Here is a 23758-nt window from a genome sequence, read left to right on the forward strand (position 1 = left end):
CTTTACTCCTGCACTTCGTTTTTGATAGCGGTGTGCCCAGGTGCATCAAGGGCTGCGGCCGGTTCCGCTTCGGTGTTGGCTGCGGCGGCGGCTTCGGCGCGCTCGCGCTGCAGCACGTCGGCCAGGGCGCCTTCGAGGATGCGCGCGGCCAGCACGTCGTAGTCCAGCAGCACGTCGAGCAGCGGGCCTTCGGCGATCTCGTCCTGGCGGCGCAGGATGAAGCCGTGGCGCTCCAGCAGCTTGAGGTTGGCGTCCAGGCGCAGCTTCTTGCCCAGTTGCGGGCCGTAGTCCTCCAGCAGGGTCTTGTACGACAGCACGGGGCTGGACACGCTCGCCGCCGGCAGCGGCTTGGCGCCGGGGAAGAAGTCGCTCTGGCCGGCGTCGGCCTCCTGCACGCGGCTGGTCTGGCGTTCGCGCTTCGGTAAAACGATGAGCGCCCACAGCACCACCAGCAGCGCCTGCGCGTCGCGCGGCAGCTCCAGGTTGTTGTTGGCGTTGGCGCCGGCTTCGCCCAGCACGGCGTTCTGCGCGGCGGGCAGCAGGCCCAGGCAGACGTGGTCGGCGTAGATGCTGTCGAGAAAGCGCAGGCCGGACTGCGCCAGGCGCTGCTCGACCAGGGCGAAGAGTTCGGCATCGACCAGCGCGCGCTTGACGCGCGGGTGGCTGCGCGGCAGCCAGCGGCGGGCCAGCAGTTCGGAGATGAGGAGGGCGGCTTCGTCCATGGAATCGATCGTGTTCGGGGTGCGGTCAGTCGTCTTGGCGGGCGGGCGCAGCGGCTTCGGCGGCTGGTGCGGGGTGGGGGGCTGCGTCCGCAGGCACCAGCGTGCCGCGGCTCAGGCGCCGGACCTGGGGGTGGTCCAGCGCGTCGGTGGCCGGCTCCCACTGCACGCGCCAGGGCTGGCGCGCCAGCTCGCCCGTGGCGCCGGGCAGCACGGCGGCCTGCGGGTCGCCCAGCAGGGGCAGCAGCTGGGTCTTGTAGGCGACCTGGGCGTAGCGGGCGTCTTCGCCGCCGGCGGCGTGCAGCAGGGCGTCCGCCACGGTGCGCGGGGTGGCGGCAGCGGCGTCGTCCGCGGACAGGTTCCAGCCGGCCAGCAGGGCGCAGAGGTCGGTCAGCTCGTGCGGCAGCGCCACGGCGGCCAGCGAGCCGGCGGGCGCGGCCTGGGGCTGGGGCAGGTCCTCGGGCGCTTCGAGGGTGGGGCGGTCGCGCTCGAATTCGGCCTCCGTCACGTCCAGCAGCTCGTGCGGGGCCAGCGCGGCCAGGAAGGGCGTGGGCGCGGCCAGCGCGCCGCGCAGCAGCCGGTGCGGGTGGGGCGTGGACTGCAGCCAGCGCTTGACGTCGGTGCTGGTCAGGCCCGTGGTGCCCAGCGTGACGCGCTGGCGGTCCACCTGCTGCAGCGCCCGGTTGAACTGGCTGGCCATGGCCAGCAGGCGCGACTGGGCCTGGCCCAGGCCGCGCGCGGCGCGCTCCAGCGCGATGTGGCCGTGGGCGTTGGAGATGATGGCGGTGATGGCGTCGGACGCCCGGTCGATCAGCGTGGCGGCGCGGTCGTAGCGCTTGCGCGCCTCGCGCAGGCGGAATTCGGAGCCGCTGGCGATGGCGTCGGCGAATTCGCCGTGCAGCCGCGCCAGCTGCGCGTGCAGCAGCTGCACCTGGCCGGCATCGACATGGCCCAGCTGGTTGGCGCCGACCACCGAGCCCAGCAGAGCGGCCAGTTCGCTGCCTTCGTCGTCGCCGTCGAGCGGCGGGGCCTCGCTCGCCAGCGGCGAGATCAGGCCGGCCACGCGCTGGGCCAGCGGGGGCAGGGCGTAGGCGCGCTGGGTGTCGTCCCAGACCAGCAGGCCCGCGTCGCGCAGGCGCTTGAGCACGGTCTCCAGCGCCTCGGGGCGCAGGGCGTGGAACAGCTCGTCGATGCGCTCGCGCGGCAGCTGCGCCTCGCCGTGCACGGCCAGCTGCAGGAAGACCCACAGCCGCAGCTGCACCAGCGCGGCCGGGCCGTGGAAGAGGCCGCTGAGCGCGTGCGTCAGCGCCTGCTGCTGGGCGATGCGCCAGAGCAGGGGCGCGTCGGCGGCGGCGTCGGCATCACGGAAGAAGTCGCTCAGGGCGGCGGCATCGCCGGCCAGCGGCAACGCCGCATCGGGCGGCTGCGCGGCCGCCAGCGTGTGGGGGCCCGCGCTCATGCGAAGACCAGCTGCGCCAGCGCGGCGACGGAGGCGGTTTCGGCCCGCAGCACGCGCGCGCCCAGGCTGGCGGGCGCGAAGCCGGCGGCGAAGGCCGCGTCTTCTTCCTGCGCCGTCAGCCCGCCTTCGGGGCCGTGCAGCACCCACACCGGGCCGTCGCCGCCCGCCGCATCGCGCAGGGGCCGGCTGCCGGGGCGCAGCGAGAGCACCAGGCGGGTGCCATCGGCCTGCGCCACGCTGCGCAGTCCTTCGGCCAGCGGCAGGGGCGGGTGGACGGTAGGCACGCGGTTGCGCCCGCACTGCTCGCAGGCGGCCACGGCGATCGCCTGCCAGTGCGCCTGGCGCTTGGCGGCGCGTTCGCCGGCCAGCTTGAGCACGCTGCGTGCGGCGGCCACGGGCTGGATGCTGGCGGCGCCCAGCTCGGTGGCCTTTTCGACCAGCCAGTCCATGCGTTCGTTGGCGGGCATGCCCACGATCAGGTGGACGGCGCGGGCGGCCTCGCGCTCGACGGGGTCGTGCGTGCCGACTTCGACCTCCACGTCGGAGCGGCCCATGCGGGTGACGGTGGCGGCATGCTCGCCGCCGCGCCCGTCGAAGAGCGTGATGGCGTCGCCCGGCTGCAGCCGCAGCACCTGCACATGGCGCGCGGCCGTGGGCGGCAGTGCCAGCACGGCGCCGGGGGCCAGGGGCAGGGGGCAGTGGAAACGGGGCATTGCTATGGAAAAAGAAGCTGCATGCGCTGGAATATCAAGCGCTGCGGGCCATTGGGTTCATTGGGGCCGGGGTCAGACGCGGCCGAAGGCGTAGCCGGTGGGCGCCGAGATGCCTTCGATCTGGTCGATCAGCCGCAGCAGCGGGCCCAGCTCGCGGTAGCGGCTGGCGGTGGAGCGGATGTAGCCGATGAAGCGCGGCGCGTCGGCCAGGTACTTGGGCTTGCCGTCGCGCAGCGTCAGGCGGGCGAAGATGCCGGCCACCTTCAGGTGGCGCTGCAGGCCCATCCATTCCACTTCGCGGTAGAAGGAGCCGAAGTCGTCGCCCCAGCCGCTGGCGCTCGCGGCGCCGAGAATGCCCGCACGGCGGGCCTTTTCCCAGTAACGCACGGTAATGTCGATGACGAATTCCTCGTCCCACGAGATGAAGGCGTCGCGCAGCAGGCTGGCGATGTCGTAGGTGACGGGGCCGTACACGGCGTCCTGGAAGTCGAGCACGCCCAGCGCAGCGCCGCTGCCGGAGGCCGGGGCCATCAGGTTCCGCGTCATGAAGTCGCGGTGGACGAAGACGGCGGGGGCGCTCAGGTTCTGCCGCACGATGGCGTCGAAGGCGCGCTGCAGCGTGGCCTGCTGGGTGTCGTCCAGCGCCAGGCCGCGGTGGCGGGCGATGTACCAGTCGGGAAAGAGCGCCAGTTCGCGCCGCAGCAGGGCCTCGTCATAGGCCGGCAGCACGCCGGGGCGCGAGGCTTTCTGCCACTGCACGAGCGCGTCCACCGCCTGCAGGTACCAGCTGCGGGCGGCCTCGGGGCGGGCGGGGTCCAGGTGCTCGATGACCGTCTGCTGCCCCAGGTCGGACAGCAGCATGAAGCCGTGGGCCTCGTCCCAGGCCAGGATGTCCGGCACGCGCAGGCCGGCCGCCTGCATCAGTTGCTGCACATGGGCGAAGGGGCGGCAGTCTTCCTTGTCGGGCGGCGCGTCCATGGCGATGCAGCTGCCGGCGCCGTCGGCGCGGTCCAGCCGCAGGTAGCGGCGAAAGCTCGCATCGGCCGACGCCGGGCGCAGGCTGTGCGCCAGCAGGCCGTGCGTGGCCGCCAGCGGGGCGAGCCAGGCGTCGAAGGCGGCGTGGCGGGCCGGGTCGGCCCAGGTGACGGGCGCGGAGCCGGAGGTGGGGGAGGGGCAAGGGTGGCTCATGGATAATCCGATTTTAGAACCCGGTCCGCCCCAAGCCGGGTGGCCCGCGGCGCCTGCGCCGGCACCGCCGAACGGCTGATTCCATGGACCGCTCTTCCTTGCCCGACCTGCTCTCACCGCTGCCTTCCCCGCCGACTGTCGCTTCCGCCGCTGCACCGCACGCCCTGCGGGCGCGCGGCCCGCGCCTGGAGCGCCGCCTGCTGGCCCGGCTGGCCGCGTGGATGCTCTGCGGCGTGCCGCTGGGCGTGCTGGCCCAGGTGCAGCCGGGGGCGGGAGACCCCGAAGCGGCGGCGACCCGGGCCCCGGCAGCGCCCGCCGCTGCGGCCGGCCCCGTGCTGCGCACCAGCCCGGTGCTGCAGGAAGCCATCCCCGAAGGCGCGCGCAGCCAGCTGCCCACCTTCGTGATGGGCGACCAGCTCATCCTGCAACCCGACATCAAGGCCGATATCGAAGGCCATGCCGAGCTGCGCCGGGGCGACACGGTGATCCATGCCGACCGCATGGAATACGACATGCCCACCGACCTGGCCACCGCCACCGGCCAGGTGCGCATCAACAATGCGGGCAACGTCTATCAGGGCTCGAAGCTACAGCTGCGGGTGGACGAGTTCAGCGGCTTCTTCACCGACGCGAACTACCGCTTCCTCTCCAACTCGGCCTACGGCGATGCCTCGCGGGTGGATTTCATCGACCGTTCCCGCTCGGTCATCCACGAGGGCAACTACACCACTTGCCAGCGCACCGACGAGGCCGGCTGGCAGCCCGACTGGATCCTGCGTGCGCGCACCATCCACCTGGACCGGGCGAACGACGTGGGCACGGCCGACAACGCGGTGCTCGAATTCAAGGGCGTGCCCATCCTGCCCGTGCCGCACCTGAGCTTTCCGCTGTCGGAGCGCCGCAAGTCCGGCCTGCTGCCGCCCACCATCGGCATCGACAGCGTGAGCGGCGCCGAATATTCGCAGCCCTACTACTGGAACATCGCGCCCAACCGCGACGCCACCATCACCCCCACGCTGCTGAGCAAGCGCGGCGTGAACGTGGGCGGCGAGTTCCGCTACCTCGAGCCGACCTACAGCGGCACGCTGCTGGGCGACTACCTGCCCTCCGACCGCCTGCGCGACCGCGACCGCTGGGCCTGGGGCATCAAGCACCAGGCGTCCATCGACAGCCCCATCGGCGGCCTGGGCCTGAACGTGAACGTGCGCCGCGTGAGCGACGACCAGTACTGGCGCGACTTCTCGCTGCGCAGCCTGAACACCAACACCAGCAGCGCCGACCGGCTCAGCCAGCGCCTGCTGCCCGGCGAGGCCTCGCTCTCCTGGGCCCAGGGCGACTACAGCGCCAGCGTGCGCACGGTGAAGTGGCAGACCCTGCAGGACGTCGATTCGCCCATCGTGCCGCCCTACGACCGGCTGCCGCAGCTGCACTGGCGCTATGCGCCCTTCCTGCTGCCCGCCGGCTTCGATGCCAGTGTGGATGCCGACTACACCGACTTCCGCGCCGACAGCGTGCTGACCGGCCAGCCCAACGCCCGCCGCAGCTATGCCATGGCGCAGGTCAGCCGGCCCTTCCTGGCATCCTGGGGCTTCATCACGCCGCGCGTGCAGCTGCATGCCTCGCAGTACGAATTCGACCGCCCGCTGGCCAACGGCGACCGCAACTATCAGCGCACGGTGCCCACCCTGAGCCTGGACGGCGGCCTGTTCTTCGAGCGCGATGCGAAGTACTTCGGCCGCAGCTTCGTGCAGACCCTGGAGCCGCGCGCCTTCTACACCTACACGCCCTTCCGCGACCAGAGCATGCTGCCGGTGTACGACACGGCGGCGAACGACTTCAACTTCGCCTCCATCTACACCGAGAACGCCTTCGGCGGCAACGACCGCTTCGCCGACAACAACCTGCTCACGCTGGGTGTCACCAGCCGCCTGCTGGACCCGAACACCGGCGCCGAGGCCGTGCGCCTGGGCGTCGCCCAGCGCCTGCGCTTTTCCGACCAGCGCGTGACCATGCCCGGCGGCACGCCGGTGGACGACCGCCTCTCCGACGTGCTGTTGGGCGCCGGCATCAACTGGACGCCGCAGTGGAGCCTGGACACGCTGGTGCAGTACAACCCCGACACGGGCCGCTCGCAGCGCACCACCGTGGGCGCGCGCTACAGCCCGGGCAAGTACCGCACCATCAGCGCCGCCTACCGCCTGCAGCGCGTGACCGACCTGATCACCGAACCCAGCGAGCAGCTCGACCTGGGCTGGCAATGGCCGCTGTCCGCGCTCTGGGGCGGCCGGGCCGACAAGCCGCTCAACGAAGGCGGCCGCTGGTACACCGTGGGCCGGCTCAACTACAGCCTGAAGGACCGCCGCCTGGTCGATTCCGTGATGGGCGTGGAATACGAAGGCTGCTGCTGGATCGGCCGCGTCGTGCTGGAGCGCCTGCAGAACTCCCTGAACACCACCAACAGCCGCCTGCTGTTCCAGATCGAATTCCGCGGCTTCTCGCGCCTGTCGGTCGGCTCCAACCCGCTGACCAGCCTGCAACGGAACGTCCCCGGCTATCAGGTGCTCCAACAAGGCAGCGGCACGCCGCCCAGCCGTTTCTCCAACTACGATTGACGCCTTTCGTCCGCCCAGCCCGCCGGGTCCGCCCCGGGCGGGGCGGCAGGCTCCGCACTCACTTCCTTCTTGTCTGAACACGCCATGAAACAACGCGCCATCACCCTGGGTCTGGCCTGCCTGAGCGCCCTGGCTAGCGTCCTGCCGCCCGCAGCCGTCCATGCCCAGGGGCTGCGCCTCTCGCCCGGCGCCACGGCCACCCCCGGCGCCGGCGACAGCGCCGGCAAGGGCAGCAGTGCCGGCACCGGCACGCGCAGCGGCAAGGGCGGCAGCGGCGCCGCTTCTTCTTCGCGCGGCATGCCCTCCATCACCCTGCCGCCGGCGGGCGCCGCCAGCAGCACCGCGGCCGCGCAGCCGCGCCAGGCCGACTACATCGTGGCGGTGGTCAATTCCGAGCCCATCACCAACAACGAGGTGCGCAGCCGCATGGCGCGGGTCGCGCAGCAGATCGCCGCCCAGGGCGGCCCGCAGCCCACGTCCGCCCAGCTGGCCAAGGAAGTGCTGGAGCGTCTGGTCCTCGAGAAGATCCAGCTGCAGCTGGCGGCCGAGAACGGCATCAAGGTGGACGACCTCGCGGTGTCCCAGGCCGCCCAGTCCGTGGCGCGGCAAAACAGCGTGAGCATGGACGAGATGTACCGCCGCCTGTCGCAGGACGGCATCACCCGCGACCGCTTCCTGCAGGAGCTGCGCAACCAGCTGCTCATGCAGCGGCTGCGCGAGCGCGAGGTCGAATCCCGCGTGCGCGTGAGCGACCTGGACGTGGACCAGTACCTGCGCGAGCAGCAGAACACCACCGATCCGTCCAAGATCGAGATCAACCTGGGCCACATCCTCGTCGTGGTGCCCGAGAACGCCTCGCCCGAGATCGTCGAGCAGCGCCGCGCGCGCGCGCAGAAGGCGGCCGACCGGGTGCGCGCCGGCGAAGACTTCGCCACCGTGGCGCGCGAGACCTCGGACGCCTCCGAGGCCGCCTCCGGCGGCGAGCTGGGCCTGCGCCCGGCCGACCGCTATCCCGAGCTCTTCGTGAGCGCCACGCAGAACGCGCCCGTCGGCAGCATCGTCGGCCCGATCCGCTCGCCCGCGGGCTTCCACGTGCTCAAGGTGCTCGAACGCAACAAGGGCACCGTCGCCGCCATGGCCGTGCAGACGCATGCCCGCCACATCCTGCTGCGCGTGGGCCCGCAGCTGTCGGAATCCCAGGCCGCCGACCAGCTGGCCGACTACCGCCGCCGCATCCAGGCCGGCACCGCCGACTTCGCCACGCTGGCACGCGAACACTCGCAGGACGGCAGCGCCAAGGACGGCGGTGACCTGGGCTGGGCCGGCCCGGGCCGCTACGTGCCCGAATTCGAGGAGGCGCTCAACGGCCTCCAGCCCGGCGAGATCAGCCAGCCCGTGGTGTCGCGCTTCGGCGTCCACCTGATCCAGCTGCTGGACCGCCGCGAAGCCAAGCTCACCCAGCGCGAGCAGCGCGACATGGTGCGCGACGTCGTGCGCGAGAAGAAGCTCGACGAGGCCTTCGCCAACTGGGTGCAGGAAATCCGCGGCCGCGCCTACGTCGAATACCGCGACCCACCGCAATGAGCAATCACGGCAGCCACGGCAAACACGTCGCGCGCAAGCGCTTCGGCCAGCATTTCCTGAGCGACGGCGGCATCATCGACGCCATCGTGCGGGCCATCGACCCGCGCCCCGGCCAGCCCATGGTCGAGATCGGCCCTGGTCTGGCCGCGCTCACGCAGCCCCTGGTCGAGCGCCTGGGCCGCCTCACCGTCATCGAACTCGACCGCGACCTGGCGGCCCGGCTGCGCCTGCACGGCCAGCTCGACGTGATCGAATCCGATGTGCTGAAAGTGGACTTCGCCCAGGTGCAGCAAGCGCTGGGTGCTCCGAAAATCAGAGTGGTGGGTAATCTGCCCTACAACATCTCCACGCCCATCCTGTTCCATCTGCTGGAGCATGTGGACGTCATCGAAGACCAGCATTTCATGCTGCAAAAGGAAGTCATCGACCGCATGGTGGCCCAGCCCGCCACCAGCGACTACGGGCGCCTGTCGGTGATGCTGCAATGGCGCTACGCCATGGAAGACGTGCTCTTCGTGCCGCCCGAGAGCTTCGAGCCGCCCCCGCGCGTGGACAGCGCCGTGGTGCGCATGGTGCCCCGCGCCGAGCCCGTGCCGGTGGCACCCAAGCTGCTGGAAGAGCTGGTGCAGGTGGCGTTCAGCCAGCGCCGCAAGCTGCTGCGCCACACCCTGGGCCGCTGGCTCGAAGCGCGCCAGTTCGCCGGCACCTTCGACACGCAGCGCCGCGCCGAGGAAGTGCCCGTGGCCGATTACGTGGCGCTGGCGCAAGCCTGCTGCTAAAAACAGAGCGAGAAGTCGCCGTGGATCAAGGGCTTTAGCCTTGTCTCGTCCTGGCGGTCCGGACTGGCGCGGCCCCAGCCAGAGACACCGTGGATCTGGCTTTGCCAGGCCACTGGTGTCGTCCCCCTTCCCGAATGGCGCAGCCATTCGAGAGAAGGGGGAAGGCGCGCAGCGCCTCAGGGGGATGTACCGAGTCAGGCCGCCGCGAGCCAATACCCCGCATTGAACGGGCTGCTCATGCGCAGCGCCAGCGGCGAAACGTCCACCAGCTTGTCGGTAGGCATCTTCTCGCCCGAAGCGGGCTCGATCACGATCGCAGTGGCCGGAGCGGGGGCTGCCTTGACGCCAGCCTCGCTGGCCCGTTCTGCCTGGCCAGTGGTTGCAGAACGGGCTACAGAAAAGAATAGAAGCAGCGGAACGGGATCTTGCGGTCGGCCCAGTAGTCGGCGGCGTCGCGGAAGATGTCGAGCAGCTGCTCGCGGGCTTCCTTGTCGAACTTCACCGTGGCCGGGATCTGCTCCAGCACCACGATGAAGCCCGGCTGCGGGCCCGACTTGTGCAGCGGGTCCGTCATGCAGTCGTAGAGCGCGTCGAAGTTCTTGCCGAAGTGCGACGGAAAGGTGAATTGCGCGGCAATCAGGTCGAGAACGTCCTGCTTGGTCTGCGCATGTGCCAGGTTGGCGTACAGGAAATGGTGACCCAGGTGGCTGGCGGCACTTTGCAGGTCCTGGACCCGGAAGGCCCGGATCGACTGCACGATATTGCCGCGCACGCCGCGCAAGGGGTTTTCCTGATCTTTACGAAGTGGCGTTTCCATCTCCGCTGCTCTTTCTTTAGATGTCCACAAAAATGAGGCCAGCCAGACGGGTGGGGGAGTCTGCTGGAAAAAATCTTCTTCCGTCACGCGATATCGGTCCGGTGCCTGGGCACCGGCGGGCGGGCGTGCTGGCCGCCGTCCCGTTTGTCATTCCTGGATGACCCGAAAGCTCGCGTAGTGGTCGCCGGTGTAGTAGCAGGCGTCCGGCGTGCGCGGCGGGCCGCCGCAGACGATGCGACGGGCTCCCCGATTGCGCGCGCCGGGCGTGGCGACCGTGTATTCGCGGTAATAGCCCCGTTTGTTCGCCGGCAGCAACCGCTCGCGGTTGCCGAACACCGATCCGTCCTTGTCATGCGGGAAGGGGCCGCCCTGGTGGATCAGGGCGTAGGTTGCTCGCCCTTGTGGGGGCAACTCTGCCAATGCGATAGGGGGGGAACCGGTGATTTCCGGCGTGCTACGAGCCGATGCAGCCAGGGGAGCCAACGCGAACGCCAGCCCCAGAACACCTGCCCAACTTGCTTTGTACGCCTGCAGGGCGACAGCCTTCAACATCCACTACGCCTTTCAGAAACTACGGGTTAACCCGGAATTTCGAGCCATTAGTGTGACGGAAAGGTGCTCAAAAAGCAAGCGCCTGCCCAATTGTTGGGCAGGCGCCATGCACTGAAAGTGCGCCAAAAAGTTAGCGCTTGCTCGTTCCTGCGGGCTTAGCGGGCCGCGTTGGCGTCGGCGACGGTCAGGGCCGTCATGTTGACGATGCGGCGCACGGTGGCGCTGGCCGTCAGGATATGCACCGGTTCGGACGCACCCAGCAGCACCGGGCCGATGGCGATGCCGCCGCCGGCGGCCGTCTTCAGCAGGTTGTAGGAGATGTTGGCCGCGTCGATGTTGGGCAGCACCAGCAGGTTGGCGCTGCCGGCCAGCGTGCTGTGGGGCATGACCTGGGCGCGCAGCGCGGCATCGAGCGCTACGTCGCCGTGCATCTCGCCGTCCACTTCCAGCCAGGGGGCCTGCACGCGCAGCAGTTCCAGGGTCTGGCGCATCTTCACCGCGCTGGGCTGGTTGCTGGAGCCGAAGTTGGAGTGCGACAGCAGCGCCGCCTTGGGCTTGATGCCGAAGCGCATCATTTCCTCGGCCGCCATCACGGTGATCTCGGCCAGCTGTTCGGCCGTGGGGTCGTAGTTGACGTGCGTGTCCACCAGGAACACCTGGCGTTCGGGCAGCAGCAGGCCGTTCATGCAGGCGTAGGTGTTCACGCCGGCGCGCTTGCCGATCACCTGGTCGATGTAGTTCAGGTGGTGCGCCGTGTTGCCCCAGGTGCCGCAGATCATGCCGTCCACTTCGCCCTTGTGCAGCAGCATGGAGGCGATCAGCGCCAGCCGGCGGCGCATCTCGATCTTGGCGATGGGCACGGTGATGCCCTTGCGCTCGGTCATGCGGTGGTAGGTCTGCCAGAAGTCGCGGTAGCGGTGGTCGTTCTCGACGTTGACCACGTCGTAGTCCACGCCTTCCTTCAGGCGCAGGCCGAACTTCTCGATGCGCTGGGCGATGATGGCCGGGCGGCCGATCAGCGTCGGGCGGGCGATCTTCTCGTCCACCACGATCTGCGCGGCGCGCAGCACGCGCTCTTCTTCACCTTCGGCATAGGCCACGCGCTTCTTGGAGGCCAGCTTGGCGGCATTGACGATGGGCTTCATCATCGTGCCGGAGGCATAGACGAAGGTCTGCAGATGGTCGCGGTAGGCGTCCATGTCGGCGATCGGGCGCTGGGCCACGCCGCTGTCGGCGGCGGCCTGGGCCACGGCCGGCGCGATCTTGATCATCAGCCGCGGGTCGAACGGCTTGGGGATAAGGTATTCGGGGCCGAAGGCCAGCGGCTCGCCCACATAGGCGGCAGCCACCACTTCGCTCTGCTCGGCCTGGGCCAGCTCGGCGATGGCATGCACCGCAGCGATCTCCATCTCCAGCGTGATGGTCGTCGCGCCGCAGTCCAGCGCGCCGCGGAAGATGTACGGGAAGCACAGGACGTTGTTGACCTGGTTCGGGTAGTCCGTGCGGCCGGTGGCCATCACCACGTCGCCGCGCACCGCGTGGGCGTCTTCGGGCGTGATTTCGGGGTTGGGGTTGGCCAGCGCGAAGATGACCGGGCGGGCGGCCATCTTGGCCACCATGGCGGGCTTGAGCACGCCGCCGGCCGACAGGCCCAGGAACACGTCGGCGCCTTCGATGACCTCGCCCAGGGTGCGCATGTCGGTCTTCTGGGCGAACTGGATCTTGTCCTCGTCCATCAGCTCGGTGCGGCCTTCATAGACCACGCCGGCCAGGTCGGTCACGAACACGTTCTCGCGCTTGAGGCCCACCTTCAGCAGCAGGTTCAGGCAGGCCAGCGCCGCGGCGCCCGCACCGGAGGCCACCAGGCGCACGGCGCCGATGTCCTTGCCCACCACCTTCAGGGCGTTGATCATGGCGGCGGCCACGGTGATGGCCGTGCCGTGCTGGTCATCGTGGAAGACGGGAATATTGAGGCGCTTGCGCAGCTCGCGCTCCACGTAGAAGCACTCGGGCGCCTTGATGTCTTCGAGGTTGATGGCGCCGAAGGTCGGCTCCAGCGCGGCGATGACCTCGACCAGCTTGGCCGGGTCTTTCTCGTTGATTTCGATGTCGAAGACATCGACGCCGGCGAACTTCTTGAACAGAACCGCCTTGCCTTCCATGACGGGCTTGGAGGCCAGCGCGCCGATGTCGCCCAGGCCCAGCACGGCCGTGCCGTTGGAGATCACGCCCACCAGGTTGCCGCGCGAGGTGTAGCGGAAGGCGGCGGCGGGGTCCTTGACGATCTCTTCGCAGGGAGCGGCCACGCCCGGCGAGTAGGCCAGCGCCAGATCGTGCTGGTTGACCATCTGCTTGGTGGCAGCGATGGCGATCTTTCCCGGCTTCGGAAACTCGTGGTATTCGAGGGCTGCTTGGCGCAGCAGGGCGCGCTTGTCAGGCGTGGCGTTGACCGGGGTCGTATCGGGCATCAGGCGGGTCTCCAGCTCTGTAAAGTCTGCCAAACCTCGCCAACAGAGCGCTCGAAGGCGGGTCGGGGTCGTAGGGGGTGAGATTGTAGTCAGCCTGCCGCCCCCACCCTGTTAAGCAATTGGTCTTAATCCGGGTGAATCACCCCTGACCCGGATGCGTGCCCTGCGGCCTGGGGCGCGCCGGTGTCACATGGGGTCGAGCGGGAACACCGGCCGGCGCACGTTCCTGAACGGAAAGAGCGCGTAGTTGGAGCTCGTCACCCCCGTGGGGCTGTCGCACTCGACCAGGGCGTGCGAGAGCGGCACGAACACCGGCCGGCAGTACATGCGCGACTTGAGCAGCACGAAGCGGTGGGCCGTCGGGTCCAGGCCCACGCAGGAGAAGACGCCCAGATCCCAGGGCTCGTGCGTGCGCTCGGTCACCACGATGCGCGCGGCGCCGGTGTCCAGCAGCACCGTGCGCCCCATCGCGCAGCGCTGGCCGGTGTAGATGGGGCCGGTCACGGTGTATTCGCCATCGCTGAGGGCGATCACCGTGCCCTCGACCGCCACCGGCTCCTTGGCCACGCCGAGCTGCGTGAGCGGCACCTTGTTGCCCAGCCGCACTGTGATGCGCGCGCCCACGCCGGCCGCCACCAGTTCGGCCACGGCCTCGGGGTCGCACAGGGGGCCCACGGCGATGTCGGTGAGGCCCTGGGCCAGCGCCGCCTGCAGCACGTCCATGGCGTCGCAGGTGCCGCCGGACATGCAGTTGTCGCTGTGGTCCAGCAGCAGCACCGGGCGGTCCGCGCCTTGGGCCAGGGCCTGGGCACGTCGCAGGGAGGTGTCCAGCGGCTCGCTGTCGTAGATGAATTCGGCGCGCTCCTGCCAGATCGCCTCGGCGATGCGCTCGGCCGCGGCCTGGGCCGGCGCAGGGTCGTCAGCGCGGGCCGTGACCACCACGCTCATGCAGGGCGCCTCGATGTCGGCCAGCGAAAAGCCCGCGAACACCGTCACGGCGGGAACGCCCTCGGCCTCCGCTGCGCGCGCCGCGTCCACCGCCCGCAGCATCGCGCCCTGCAGCGTGGTGCTGCGCAGCGTGTGGCCCATCATGGGCAGCGGGTGCCAGTGCACGGTGTAGCGCGCCCGGCCCTGCAGCATGTCCAGCAGCAGGCGGCCGGCGTGCTCGCCGGTCTCGTACATGTCCACGTGTGGATAGGTCTTGAAGCCCACCATCACGTCGGCGTTGGCGATCATCTTGGGCGTGATGTTGCCGTGCAGGTCCAGCGCCACGGCTATGGGCACGCCGGGCGCTGCCGCGCGCACGCGTTCCAGCAGGTCGCCTTCGCCGTCGGGGCTGTTTTCGGCCACCATGGCGCCGTGCAGATCCAGCAGGATGGCGTCGCAGCCGGGTGCGGCCTCGACGATGCGGCGGGTGAGTTCGTCGTAGGCGGCGGCATGCACCGGGCCGCTGGGATTGGCCATGGCCGACACGGGCGTCACCATCTCGGCGTTCAAGGACCGGGCCAGGTCGATGAACGCCGCCATGGCGGTGCGCATGCCCAGGTTGTCCTGCAGGGCGTCGTGCCCGTAGCGGGGCGAGAAGGCTTCCAGCGGCGTGGGCACCGGCGAGAAGGTGTTGGTCTCGTGGTTGAGCCGTGCGATCAGGAATTTCATCGTCATGCCGCCACCCCCGCGCTGCGCAGCATGGCGTGCAGCAGCACGTTGCAGCCGGCCTCCAGGTGCTCGGGCTCGGCGTCCTCGATCTCGTTGTGGCTGATGCCGTCCGCACACGGCACGAAGACCATGGCCGTGGGCGCCAGGCGCGCCAGGTACACGGCGTCGTGCCCGGCGCCGCTCACCACGTCCATGGCGCTGTAGCCCAACGCAGCCGCATCGGCGCGCACGCCTTCGACCAGTTCGGGGGCGAAGGGCTGCGGCGGGAAGTACACCACCGGCTCCACCGCCATGGGCGTGCGGCGGGTGGTGCCGATGCGCTCGCAGGCTGCGCGCAGGGCGGCGTCCATCTGCAGCAGCACGGCGTCGTCGGCGGCGCGCAGGTCCACCGTCATGCGCACGCTGCCGGGGATCACGTTGCGCGAACTGGGGAACACCTCCAGCACGCCGACCGTGCCGCGCGCATGCGGGGCATGCGCGAGGGCGATGCGGTTCACCTCTTCCACCAGGGCGCTCGCCGCCAGCAGCGCGTCGCGGCGCAGTTCCATGGGCGTCGGGCCTGCGTGGGCTTCCATGCCCTGCACGGTCACGTCGTACCAGCGCTGCCCCAGGGCGCCCTGCACCACGCCGATCACGCAGCCGTGTGCCTCCAGCACCGGCCCCTGCTCGATGTGCGCTTCGAAATACGCGCCCACCGCGGGCGTGGGCGCGGCCGTGCCGGCATAGCCGATGGCATCCAGCGCCTCGGCCACGCTGGTGCCCGCTGCGTCACGCTGCGCCAGCGCATGTTCCAGGGTGAAGGCGCCCGCGAACACGCCGGAGCCCATCATCACGGGAACGAAGCGCGAGCCTTCCTCGTTGGTCCAGACGGCGACTTCGATGGGTGCTTCGGTCTCGATGCCCGCGTCGTTCAGGCTGCGCACCACTTCCAGGCCGGCCAGCACGCCATAGTTGCCGTCGAACTTGCCGCCGGTGGGCTGGGTGTCGATGTGGCTGCCGGTCATCACGGGCGGCAGTCTGTCGTCACGACCGGCGCGGCGCGCGAAGATGTTGCCGATGGCATCGACGCGCACGCTGCAGCCGGCTTCGCGCGCCCAGCGCACGAACAGGTCGCGGCCTTCGCCGTCCAGCGCGGTGAGCGCCAGCCGGCACACGCCGCCCTTGGGGGTGGCGCCGATGCGCGCCAGGTCCATCAGCGATTGCCACAGGCGCGCGCCGTTCACGCGGGTCTGCTGGGCGGGAGAAGAGGTCTTCATGTCCACGGTCGGTGATCCTCGATGGGGGCGGGTGTTGGAGAAAGTGCGTGCTTCAGGCCAGGCCCACGCCCAGGTAGCGGTCCTTGGTGGCCTCGTCGGCCAGGAAGGCCGCATTGGCGGCTTCGTGCACGACGGAGCCCTGTTCTATGATGTAGTGGCGGTCGGCCAGCTGGGTGCAGACCTCCAGGTTCTGCTCCACCAGCAGGATGGCCACGCCCGCGGCCTTGATGGCCTTGAGCTGGGCCACGATCTCCTCGACGATCACGGGCGCCAGGCCTTCCACGGGCTCGTCCAGCATGAGCAGGCGCGGCGCGTTCATCAGCGCGCGGCCGATGGCCAGCATCTGCTGCTCGCCGCCCGAGAGCTGCGCGCCGCCGTTGGTGCGGCGCTCCTTCAGGCGCGGGAAGATCCGGTAGATGTCGGCCAGTTGCCAGGGCGACTGCTTGCGCTGGCCCAGCAGCAGGTTCTCTTCCACCGTCAGCAGCCGGAAGACGCCCCGGTGCTCGGGCACCAGGCACACGCCGCGCTGCGCGATGCGGTGCGGGGGCAGGCCCTGCACGTCGGTGTCCAGGAAGCGCACGCGCCCCTGGCTGGGCGGCACCACGCCGCAGATGCTCTTGAGCGTCGTGGTCTTGCCCGCGCCGTTGCGCCCGAGCAGCGTGACCAGTTCGCCGTCGTCCACGTGCAGGTCGATGCCCTGCAGCACGTGGCTCTTGCCGTAGTGGGCGTGCAGCCCCTCGATCTGCAGGATGCTCATGCCTTGCCCCCGGTGATCATGTTGCCCAGATAGGCGCTGCGCACCCGCTCGTCGCTGCGGATGGCGTGCGGATGGCCTTCGGCCAGCACGCGGCCCTGCTGCATGACGGTGACGGTGTCGGAGATGTCCATCACGATGTTCATGTTGTGCTCGATGAGCACCACCGTGTGCTCGTCCTTGAGGCCCTGGATCAGCCGCTTCATGTCGTCCAGGTCGTCGATGCCCATGCCCGAGGTGGGCTCGTCGAGGAAGATGGCCTTCGGCCCCGCGGCCAGCGCCATGCCTACTTCCAGCCGGCGCTGCTGGCCGTGCGAGAGGTTGCCCACGGGCGTGTCGGCATGGCGCTCCAGGCCCAGCCGAGCCAGCACGCGGGCCACCACGTCGGCGCGGGAGCGGGCGCCCAAGGGCGCGCTCCAGCAGTTGAGGGCCTGCGCGGGCGCCGTGCCCTGCGCGGCCAGCCGCAGGTTCTCGCGCACCGGCAGCGTGAGAAAGAGGCTGGTCACCTGGAACGAGCGCGCCATGCCGCGCTGCACGCGGCGGTGGGCGGGCTCGCGCGTCACGTCGTGGCCGTCGAACACGATGCGACCGCCGCTCACCGCCTTGGTGCCGGTGAGCATGTGGAACAGCGTGGTCTTGCCCGCGCCGTTGGGGCCGATCACCGAATGCACGGTGTTCGCGCGCACCTTGAGGTCCACGCCCGAGAGCGCGGCGAACTTGTCGTAGCGCTTTTCCACGCCGATGGCTTCCAGCAGGATGGGTGCGGCGCTCATGCTTTGTCTCCCGTGCCGGCGGCGGCTTCCGAAGGCTTCTTCGCCGTGGCGTTCGCGCCGCGCAGGCGGTTCCAGGCCGATTCGAACAGGCCCCAGAGGCCGCGTTGCATCCCCAGGCTGATCACCATCAGGACCACGCCCAGCAGCAGCAGCCAGCGCGGCCACAGGGTGGAGAGCCAGTCGCCCACGATCAGGTAGAAGGCCGAACCCAGCAGCGAGGCCAGCAGGTTGCCGGTGCCGCCGATCACGGTCATCACGAGGATCATCTCGCTCGTGTGATATTCGGCGCTCGCCAGCGGGGCGATGCCGGTCATCATGGCGTGCAGCGCGCCGGCCAGGCCCGTGACGGCACCGGAGATGACGAAGGCCTGCAGCTTCAGCAGCCTGAGGTCGTAGCCGATGGCGCCCGCGCGCTCCTCGTTGTCGCGCACGGCCAGCAGGGTGCGGCCGAAGACCGAGGCCGACACGTTCTGCAGCAGCCAGAAGGCGACGAGGAACACCACGGCCACGAAGCCGTAGTACTGCCAGGGCGAGACGAGCGGCCACAGCGTGAACCCGCCCACGGCCAGCGAGGGGCGCGGGATGTCCATCAGGCCGTTGTCGCCGCCCGTGAGCCCGGGCATGGAGTAGGCGAGGAAGTAGAACATCTGCGCGAAGGCGAGCGTCAGCATCACGAAGTAGGTGCCGCGCTGCCGGATCGCGACCCAGCCCACCAGCGCCGCGCCCACCGCGCCCGCCACCACGGCGAGCGCCAGGGCCAGCGGCATGGGCAGGGGCCAGCGCGTGAGCGTGAGGGCGATGGTGTAGCTGCCCAGCCCGAAGAAGATGCCCTGCCCGAAGGACAAGAGCCCCGTGTGCCCCAGCAGCAGGTTGCAGCCCATTGCCGCGAGGCCGTAGATCAGCACCTCGCTGGCCAGGGAGCCGGACTGCATGGTGAGCGGCATCGCCAGCACGAAGGCCAGGGCCAGCAGCAGGTGGAAGTGTTTGCGCAAGAGCGTCATGGCGGTGTTCATCCTTTGCGGCCCAGCAGGCCATGCGGGCGCAGCAGCAGCACGGCGGCCATGGCGATGTAGATCATCAGGCGTGCCCCTTCGGGCCAGACGGTGCTCATCACGCTCTGCACGATGCCGATCAGGAGCCCCCCGACCAGTGCGCCACCGAAGCTGCCCATGCCGCCCACGACGACGACCACGAAGGCCACGCCCAGCGCCTCGATGCCCATGAAGGGCTCGGCGCCGCGGATGGGCGCGGCCAGCACGCCCGCGATGGCGGCGGTGGCCGCACCCAGCGCGAACACCAGGCTGAAGATGCGGAATACGTTGATGCCCAGCAGCGACACCATCTCGGTCGATTCGCTGCCGGCGCGCACCGCGCTGCCCAGGCGCGTGCCTTCGAGCACCCACCACAGGCCCACGGCCAGCACGGCGGTGAAGCCGATCACGAAGAGCCGGTATTTGGGATAGACGAAGCTGCCCCACATCACCACGCCCTGCAGCAGGTCGGGCACCGCCACGCTGTCGCCCAGCGGGCCCCACTGCAGGATCACCAGCTCCTGGATGGCAAGCGCCAGGCCCACGGTGACGAGGATGTGGAACTCGTGCGGCTTGGCGTACACGTGGCGCAGCACCAGCTTCTCGGTGAGCCAGCCCAGGGCGCCCACCACCAGCGGCACCACGGCCAGGGCGAGCCAGAAGCTCAGGCTCCAGCGCGTCATCTGGTAGCAGAAATACGCGCCCAGCAGATAGAACGCGCCATGCGCGAAGTTCACGAAGCGCAGCAGGCCGAACACGATGGACAGGCCGACGGCCAGCAGGAAATACAGCATGCCGATGCCGATCCCGTTGATGACCTGTAGCAGGTAGATGCTCATGGAGTGGGGCTGGGGCAGAAGGGAAAGGTGGCCCCGCCGCCAGCAGACGGGCGGGCGGGGCGGCGGCGCGCGTGGGCGGCGCGGGGTGCGAGTGCCGGGTGGGGAGGTCAGCCCAGCTTGCAGCCGGTCTGGTCCAGCGGCAGGAACGACTTGCCGGAACTCACCACGTCCACGTAGTCGTCCTTGTTCGCCATCTTGGCCTTGGGCTTGCCCTTGAGCAGGTAGTAGTTCTTGAGCACTTGGTGGTCACCCTTGCGGATCTCTTCCTCGCCCGTCAGGCCCGCGTACTTCATTCCCTCCATCGCCGCGACCACGGCCTTCGGGTCCGCCGTGCCGGCCTTGATGATCCCGTCGATCAGCAGCTTGGTGCAGATGTACGAGCCCGCCAGGCTGTAGTTGGGGTTGGACTTGAACTTCTCCTGGCTGCGCTTGACCAGTTCCAGGTTCAGCGGGGCGTTCACCGTGTGCCAGTACTGCGCGCCGAAATAGATGCCGTCGCACAGGTCCGCACCAAGCGATTCGAACTGCTCCAGCCCCGAGGCCCAGGCGATCAGGATGGTCATGTTCTTGTGCATGCCGAAGCTCACCGCTTGGCGCAGCGCGTCCGACGACTGCGAGCCGAAGTTCAGCAGCAGCAGCACGTCGGGCTTGGCGGCCATGGCGTTGGTCAGGTAGCCGCTGAATTCCTTTTCGGACAGCGAGTGGTAGCTGTTGCCGACGTGCTCCAGGCCCTTGTCCTTGAAGACCTTCTTGGCGGCCGACAGCAGGCCGTCGCCGAACACGTATTGCGGCGTGATGGTGTACCAGCGCTTGGCCTTGGGCAGGATGTCCGCAAGCGGGCGCACCGTCTGTTCGATGGCGCCGAAGGTGGGCACCGACCAGCGGAAGGTGGCGCTGTTGCAGTCCTTGCCGGTGATCTCGTCGGCGCCGGCGGTGGTGATGAACACGCCGCCGATCTTCTCCGCCTCCTTGCCCATCGCCAGCGATTCGGAAGACAGGATGCCGCCGGCGAAGAAGCGCGTGCCTTGCTGCTCGGACGCTTCCTGCACCTTGCGCACGGCGGTGGCGGGCTTGCCTTCGGTGTCGAGCACGGTGTAGGCCAGGGGGCGGCCCAGGGCCTTGCCGTACTGCTCGATGGCCAGCTTCATGCCCAGGTCGGCGAACTTGCCGTTGGCCGCGAAGGCGCCGGACATGGGCACCGGGCAGCCGAACTGGATCGCCCCCGTGGACTGCGCCCAGGCGCTGCGCGCGAGGCCCAGCGATGCGGGCAGCGCGCCCAGTGCGGAGAGTTGCAAGAGATGGCGGCGTTGCATGGGTAAAGCTCCTGTGGGGGTGAGGCCGGCTGGCTTCGACAAAGCCTGGGCACGGCTCTTTGCAAAGCACGTGGCGTGCCACGTATCTTTCCTATTTATAGTGATAAATAGAACAAATGCCGTGCAGGTAAACCCTGCTTGCCGCTTCGCTGCCCGTTCGTGGTGCATACACTGCACCACGGAGCCGACGGCCAGGCGTCCTGCACCGTGCCGCACCCTTTCCCGCCCTCAAACCTGCAACCCACCATGGCCACGAAACCGCCCGCCGGCAAGCCGATCAAGTCCCTCAAGCGCTCCGACATGGTGGCGCAGGAGATCAAGCGGCTCATCACCGAGAAGAACCTGAGCCCGGGCGACCGGCTGCCGCGCGAGGTCGAGCTGCAGGCGCAGTTCGAGGTGAGCAAGGGCACCATCCGCGAGGCGCTCAAGTCGCTGGAGGTGCAGGGGCTGGTGACCATTTCCACCGGCCCGTCGGGCGGCGGCACCATCGCCGAGGTGCCGCTGGACCGCACGCTGCAGTTCCTGCAGAACTACCTGTTCTTCAAGGACGTGACCATCGACGACATCTATGCCGTGCGCCAGTTCCTGGAGCCCGAACTGGCGGCCGGCGCGGTGCCGCACCTGACCGACGCCGATTTCGAGGCGCTGGAGCACAGCATCGCCTGCTGCGACCCCCATTCCAGCAGCGACGATCTGCTCAGCCAGCGTCGCGAGGACGTGAACTTCCACGACATCCTGGCCGCGGCCAACCCGAACCCGTTCCTGCGCTTCGCCTGCGAGCTGATCAACGAGATGCTGCGCCAGCTCATCGTGTACGGCAACCGCACCCCGAAGGCCGAGCACCGCCGCTTCGGCGAAGCCAACGCCCGCTTCCACCGCGAGATCGTCCAGGCGGCGCGGGCGCGCGACGCCGCCCTGGTGCGCGAGCTGATGGCGCGGCACATGCTGGACGCAGCCAACAGCGTCCAGCGCATGAAGGGCCGCATCCAGGGCCGGCTGATCCTGGACACCGACACGCTGCGCGGCCCGCGGACGGTCCACCGGCGCCAGTAGCGGCAGTTCAGCCCGGCGCGCTCCAGGCTTCCGGCGCGCCATGCGCCGCCACCCGGTTGCGCCCTTGCATCTTGGCCGCGTACAGGGCCTGGTCGGCGCAGGCGGTCAGGGTCTGCGGCAGCGAGGCGTGCTCGGGGAAGGCCGCGAGGCCGCAGGACAGGGTGGCCGACATGCTCACCTCGCCGTAGCGCACCAGCAGGCCCTGGAAGGCTTCGCGCAGGGCCTCGGCGCGCTGCAGCGCCACGGGCAGCGGCGTGTCGGCCAGCAGCAGCACGAACTCTTCGCCGCCGTGGCGGCAGGCCAGGTCCTGCGGGCGCACATGGCTTTGGAGCAGCTGCGCCAGCGCCTGCAGCATGGCGTCGCCGGCCGGATGTCCGTGCGTGTCGTTGATGCGCTTGAAGTGGTCGATATCGATCATCAGCAGCGCCAGCGGCGTGCCGGCCTTGCGGCAGCGTTCCAGTTCCGGGGCCAGCACGGCGTCGAGTTGGCGGCGGTTGAAGAGGCCGGTCAGCGGGTCGCGCAGGGCCTGGTCGCGCAGCCGCGTCTGCAGCGACTGGAGTTCCTGGAATTGCAGGCGCAGCGTCTCGTTGTCGCGGTACTGCTTCATGGCGCGCACGTAGCCGTCGTGCGCGAAGGCCACGAAGTACACGGCCAGGGATGCGATGCAGAACAGCCCGGTGACCGTGTGGGTGGACGGGTCGATCGGCCAGGTGCCAGCCACCGCCAGCCAGCCGCCGGCGGCCAGCGCGATGCCGCCGCCGGTGGTCAGCGCCAGCAGGCGCAGGCCCTTGAGGTCGTAGAAAACCACCATGTTGATGCAGTTGCCGATGATGAGCGCGAAGCTCAGCCATAGCGGCATGCCCAGCAGGCCCGACCACAGTCCGCCGAAGACCGCATCCAGGTTGAAGTTCTGCATCTCGGCGGCGCGCTGGTCCTGCGACCGCAGGGCGCGCCAATAGGCCAGCTGCGGGTAGATGAAGAACTGGAAGGCCATCACCGCCCACAGCACCGCGCTGGCCCCCGTGAACCACAGGTGCGATGCGATGGACAGGCCCAGCATGGCATAGAAGACCGAGCGGTTGCGCCGGTTCATGCGCACCAGCCAGTGCACCTTGCGGGGCGTCGGGCGGGCAGGAGCCTGGGCAGCGGGTGCGGGCATGGACTGAGAGCGGGCTGGCGGGCGGATGATGCGGGAGGGCGATCGGCGGCGGGTCGGCCAAATGACTGTAACAGTGGATCGTGGAAAGGGCGTGTGCGACTGGCTGCACAGGGGCCGTCCGGCTCGGCGCACAATCGCCGCCGTGGCGCCCTCGCCCTGCCGGTGTGCCGCATCGGCGCGGCGCCAGCGGCCCTGGCTCACTTTTCCCATGTTCAACCGACCGTATCCCATGCGTTCAGACCGGCCTTCCCTGGCCCCTTCCCCCTTCGTGCCCGCTCTCGTTCCCGCCCTGTTGCTGGGCGCTGCCGTGCTGGCGGCAGGCTGCACGGCGCCCCTGGCTCCGGCGCCTCAGCCATCCGCCGCGCCCGTGGCGGCCCCCGCCGCAGAACCTGTTGCGCCGCCCGTGGCCGCGCCCGCTCCGGCGCCGGCCGCCCCGGCGGCGCTGCGCATGCCCGACGACGGCACGCTGGCGCGTTTTTCCGGCATCGCGACCGACCTGCCGCCGGGCACCGCGGCCCTGCTGGATCTGCTGGCCCGCGACAAGACGGCGCTCTGGGAGATCAAGGGCTACAGCGACCGGCAGGCCAACAAGCCCGAACCGGCGCGCGATGCCGCGCTGGCACGGGCCCTGTCGGTGCGCAAGCAACTGGTGCTGCGGGGCGTGCCGCCGCAGAACCTGCGGGTCAAGTACAGCACCGAAGAGGCGCGCGAGGTGGTGACGGTGCTGCCGCAGGGCGCTGCTGCGGCGGCGCAGCCCGCAGTCACGGCGCTGCAGCCCCTGGCCCCTGCGGCGCAGGCCCTGCCGCCGCAAAAGTATGCGGAGGCCAAGGCCGCCAAAACCGCCAAGGTGCCCGCGAAGGCCTTGAAGGACAAGAAGGAGCGCAAGGCACCGGCCTCCCGGGCCAAGGCCGCGCCGGCGAAAGCCGGGGCGCACAAGACGGCCCAGAAGGCCGCTCCGCACAAGGCGGGCGCCCATCCGGCGGGCCATGCGGCGCACAAGAAGCCCGCCGCCAGCGCTGCGGGCAAGTAAGCC

20 protein-coding genes are annotated in these 23758 nt (G+C 69.7%); 5 read left to right on the forward strand and 15 right to left on the reverse strand.

Annotated features, from left to right (window positions below; translation table 11 throughout):
• Positions 1–2: 2 nt before the first annotated feature.
• From BM070_RS03310 to BM070_RS03325, 4 genes are all read right to left on the reverse strand, one after another.
• Complete coding sequence (locus BM070_RS03310) at positions 3–722, reverse strand: hypothetical protein (RefSeq protein ID WP_092937572.1); 720 nt, start codon at positions 720–722, stop codon at positions 3–5.
• 25 nt (positions 723–747) lie between these two features.
• Positions 748–2178, reverse strand: a complete 1431-nt coding sequence (locus tag BM070_RS03315) for a hypothetical protein (protein ID WP_245785093.1) — start codon at positions 2176–2178, stop codon at positions 748–750.
• Positions 2175–2891, reverse strand: coding sequence for a 16S rRNA (uracil(1498)-N(3))-methyltransferase (locus BM070_RS03320; RefSeq protein ID WP_092937574.1), 717 nt, complete (start codon positions 2889–2891; stop codon positions 2175–2177). Before BM070_RS03320 ends, BM070_RS03315 begins: the two co-directional genes overlap by 4 nt.
• Positions 2892–2963: 72 nt before the next feature.
• Positions 2964–4079, reverse strand: a complete 1116-nt coding sequence (locus tag BM070_RS03325; protein WP_092937576.1) for an aminoglycoside phosphotransferase family protein — start codon at positions 4077–4079, stop codon at positions 2964–2966.
• Between the two features lie 83 nt (positions 4080–4162).
• On the opposite strand from BM070_RS03325, the gene BM070_RS03330 reads away from it, so the two are divergent.
• The 3 genes from BM070_RS03330 to rsmA all read left to right on the forward strand — a co-directional run bounded on the left by BM070_RS03330 (position 4163) and on the right by rsmA (position 9054).
• Entirely contained in the window at positions 4163–6691 is a 2529-nt protein-coding gene (locus tag BM070_RS03330) for an LPS-assembly protein LptD (RefSeq protein WP_092937578.1), read from the forward strand.
• A gap of 84 nt (positions 6692–6775) precedes the next feature.
• Positions 6776–8275 carry a peptidylprolyl isomerase gene (locus tag BM070_RS03335; RefSeq protein WP_092937580.1) on the forward strand — a complete coding sequence of 500 codons (1500 nt, stop codon included), beginning with the start codon at positions 6776–6778 and terminating at the stop codon, positions 8273–8275.
• Positions 8272–9054, forward strand: a complete 783-nt coding sequence (gene rsmA, locus BM070_RS03340) for a 16S rRNA (adenine(1518)-N(6)/adenine(1519)-N(6))-dimethyltransferase RsmA (protein ID WP_092937582.1) — start codon at positions 8272–8274, stop codon at positions 9052–9054. The genes BM070_RS03335 and rsmA overlap by 4 nt, the downstream gene beginning before the upstream one ends.
• A gap of 391 nt (positions 9055–9445) precedes the next feature.
• Here rsmA and BM070_RS03345 read toward each other — a convergent pair whose 3' ends face one another.
• From BM070_RS03345 to BM070_RS03390, 10 genes are all read right to left on the reverse strand, one after another.
• Positions 9446–9871 carry a barstar family protein gene (locus tag BM070_RS03345; protein WP_092937584.1) on the reverse strand — a complete coding sequence of 142 codons (426 nt, stop codon included), beginning with the start codon at positions 9869–9871 and terminating at the stop codon, positions 9446–9448.
• A 147-nt stretch (positions 9872–10018) separates the two neighbouring features.
• Positions 10019–10423, reverse strand: coding sequence for a guanyl-specific ribonuclease (locus BM070_RS03350; protein WP_092937586.1), 405 nt, complete (start codon positions 10421–10423; stop codon positions 10019–10021).
• Positions 10424–10578: 155 nt separating this feature from the next.
• Positions 10579–12891, reverse strand: a complete 2313-nt coding sequence (locus BM070_RS03355; RefSeq protein ID WP_092937588.1) for an NADP-dependent malic enzyme — start codon at positions 12889–12891, stop codon at positions 10579–10581.
• Between the two features lie 186 nt (positions 12892–13077).
• Entirely contained in the window at positions 13078–14547 is a 1470-nt protein-coding gene (locus BM070_RS03360) for a M81 family metallopeptidase (RefSeq protein WP_092937590.1), read from the reverse strand.
• 2 nt (positions 14548–14549) lie between these two features.
• A complete protein-coding gene (locus tag BM070_RS03365) occupies positions 14550–15803 on the reverse strand; it encodes a Zn-dependent hydrolase (RefSeq protein WP_092937592.1) in 1254 nt (417 codons plus the stop codon).
• 52 nt (positions 15804–15855) lie between these two features.
• Positions 15856–16560 carry an ABC transporter ATP-binding protein gene (locus tag BM070_RS03370; protein WP_092937594.1) on the reverse strand — a complete coding sequence of 235 codons (705 nt, stop codon included), beginning with the start codon at positions 16558–16560 and terminating at the stop codon, positions 15856–15858.
• Positions 16557–17330, reverse strand: a complete 774-nt coding sequence (locus BM070_RS03375; protein WP_092937596.1) for an ABC transporter ATP-binding protein — start codon at positions 17328–17330, stop codon at positions 16557–16559. The genes BM070_RS03370 and BM070_RS03375 overlap by 4 nt, the downstream gene beginning before the upstream one ends.
• Positions 17327–18331: a branched-chain amino acid ABC transporter permease gene (locus BM070_RS03380; protein ID WP_092938121.1), complete on the reverse strand. Its 1005-nt coding sequence runs from the start codon at positions 18329–18331 to the stop codon at positions 17327–17329. The genes BM070_RS03375 and BM070_RS03380 overlap by 4 nt, the downstream gene beginning before the upstream one ends.
• Before the next feature lie 8 nt (positions 18332–18339).
• Positions 18340–19200, reverse strand: coding sequence for a branched-chain amino acid ABC transporter permease (locus BM070_RS03385; RefSeq protein ID WP_092937598.1), 861 nt, complete (start codon positions 19198–19200; stop codon positions 18340–18342).
• A 107-nt stretch (positions 19201–19307) separates the two neighbouring features.
• A complete protein-coding gene (locus BM070_RS03390; RefSeq protein ID WP_092937600.1) occupies positions 19308–20513 on the reverse strand; it encodes an ABC transporter substrate-binding protein in 1206 nt (401 codons plus the stop codon).
• A 246-nt stretch (positions 20514–20759) separates the two neighbouring features.
• On the opposite strand from BM070_RS03390, the gene BM070_RS03395 reads away from it, so the two are divergent.
• Positions 20760–21566, forward strand: a complete 807-nt coding sequence (locus BM070_RS03395; RefSeq protein ID WP_092937602.1) for a FadR/GntR family transcriptional regulator — start codon at positions 20760–20762, stop codon at positions 21564–21566.
• Between the two features lie 7 nt (positions 21567–21573).
• Here BM070_RS03395 and BM070_RS03400 read toward each other — a convergent pair whose 3' ends face one another.
• Entirely contained in the window at positions 21574–22725 is a 1152-nt protein-coding gene (locus tag BM070_RS03400; RefSeq protein WP_245785094.1) for a sensor domain-containing diguanylate cyclase, read from the reverse strand.
• Positions 22726–22954: 229 nt separating this feature from the next.
• Between BM070_RS03400 and BM070_RS24735 the strand changes: the two genes are divergently transcribed.
• Positions 22955–23755, forward strand: a complete 801-nt coding sequence (locus tag BM070_RS24735) for an OmpA family protein (protein ID WP_175518405.1) — start codon at positions 22955–22957, stop codon at positions 23753–23755.
• Positions 23756–23758 lie beyond the last annotated feature (3 nt).

Origin of the sequence: Paracidovorax wautersii (assembly GCF_900113035.1) — a bacterium.
Taxonomy (GTDB): domain Bacteria; phylum Pseudomonadota; class Gammaproteobacteria; order Burkholderiales; family Burkholderiaceae_C; genus Paracidovorax; species Paracidovorax wautersii.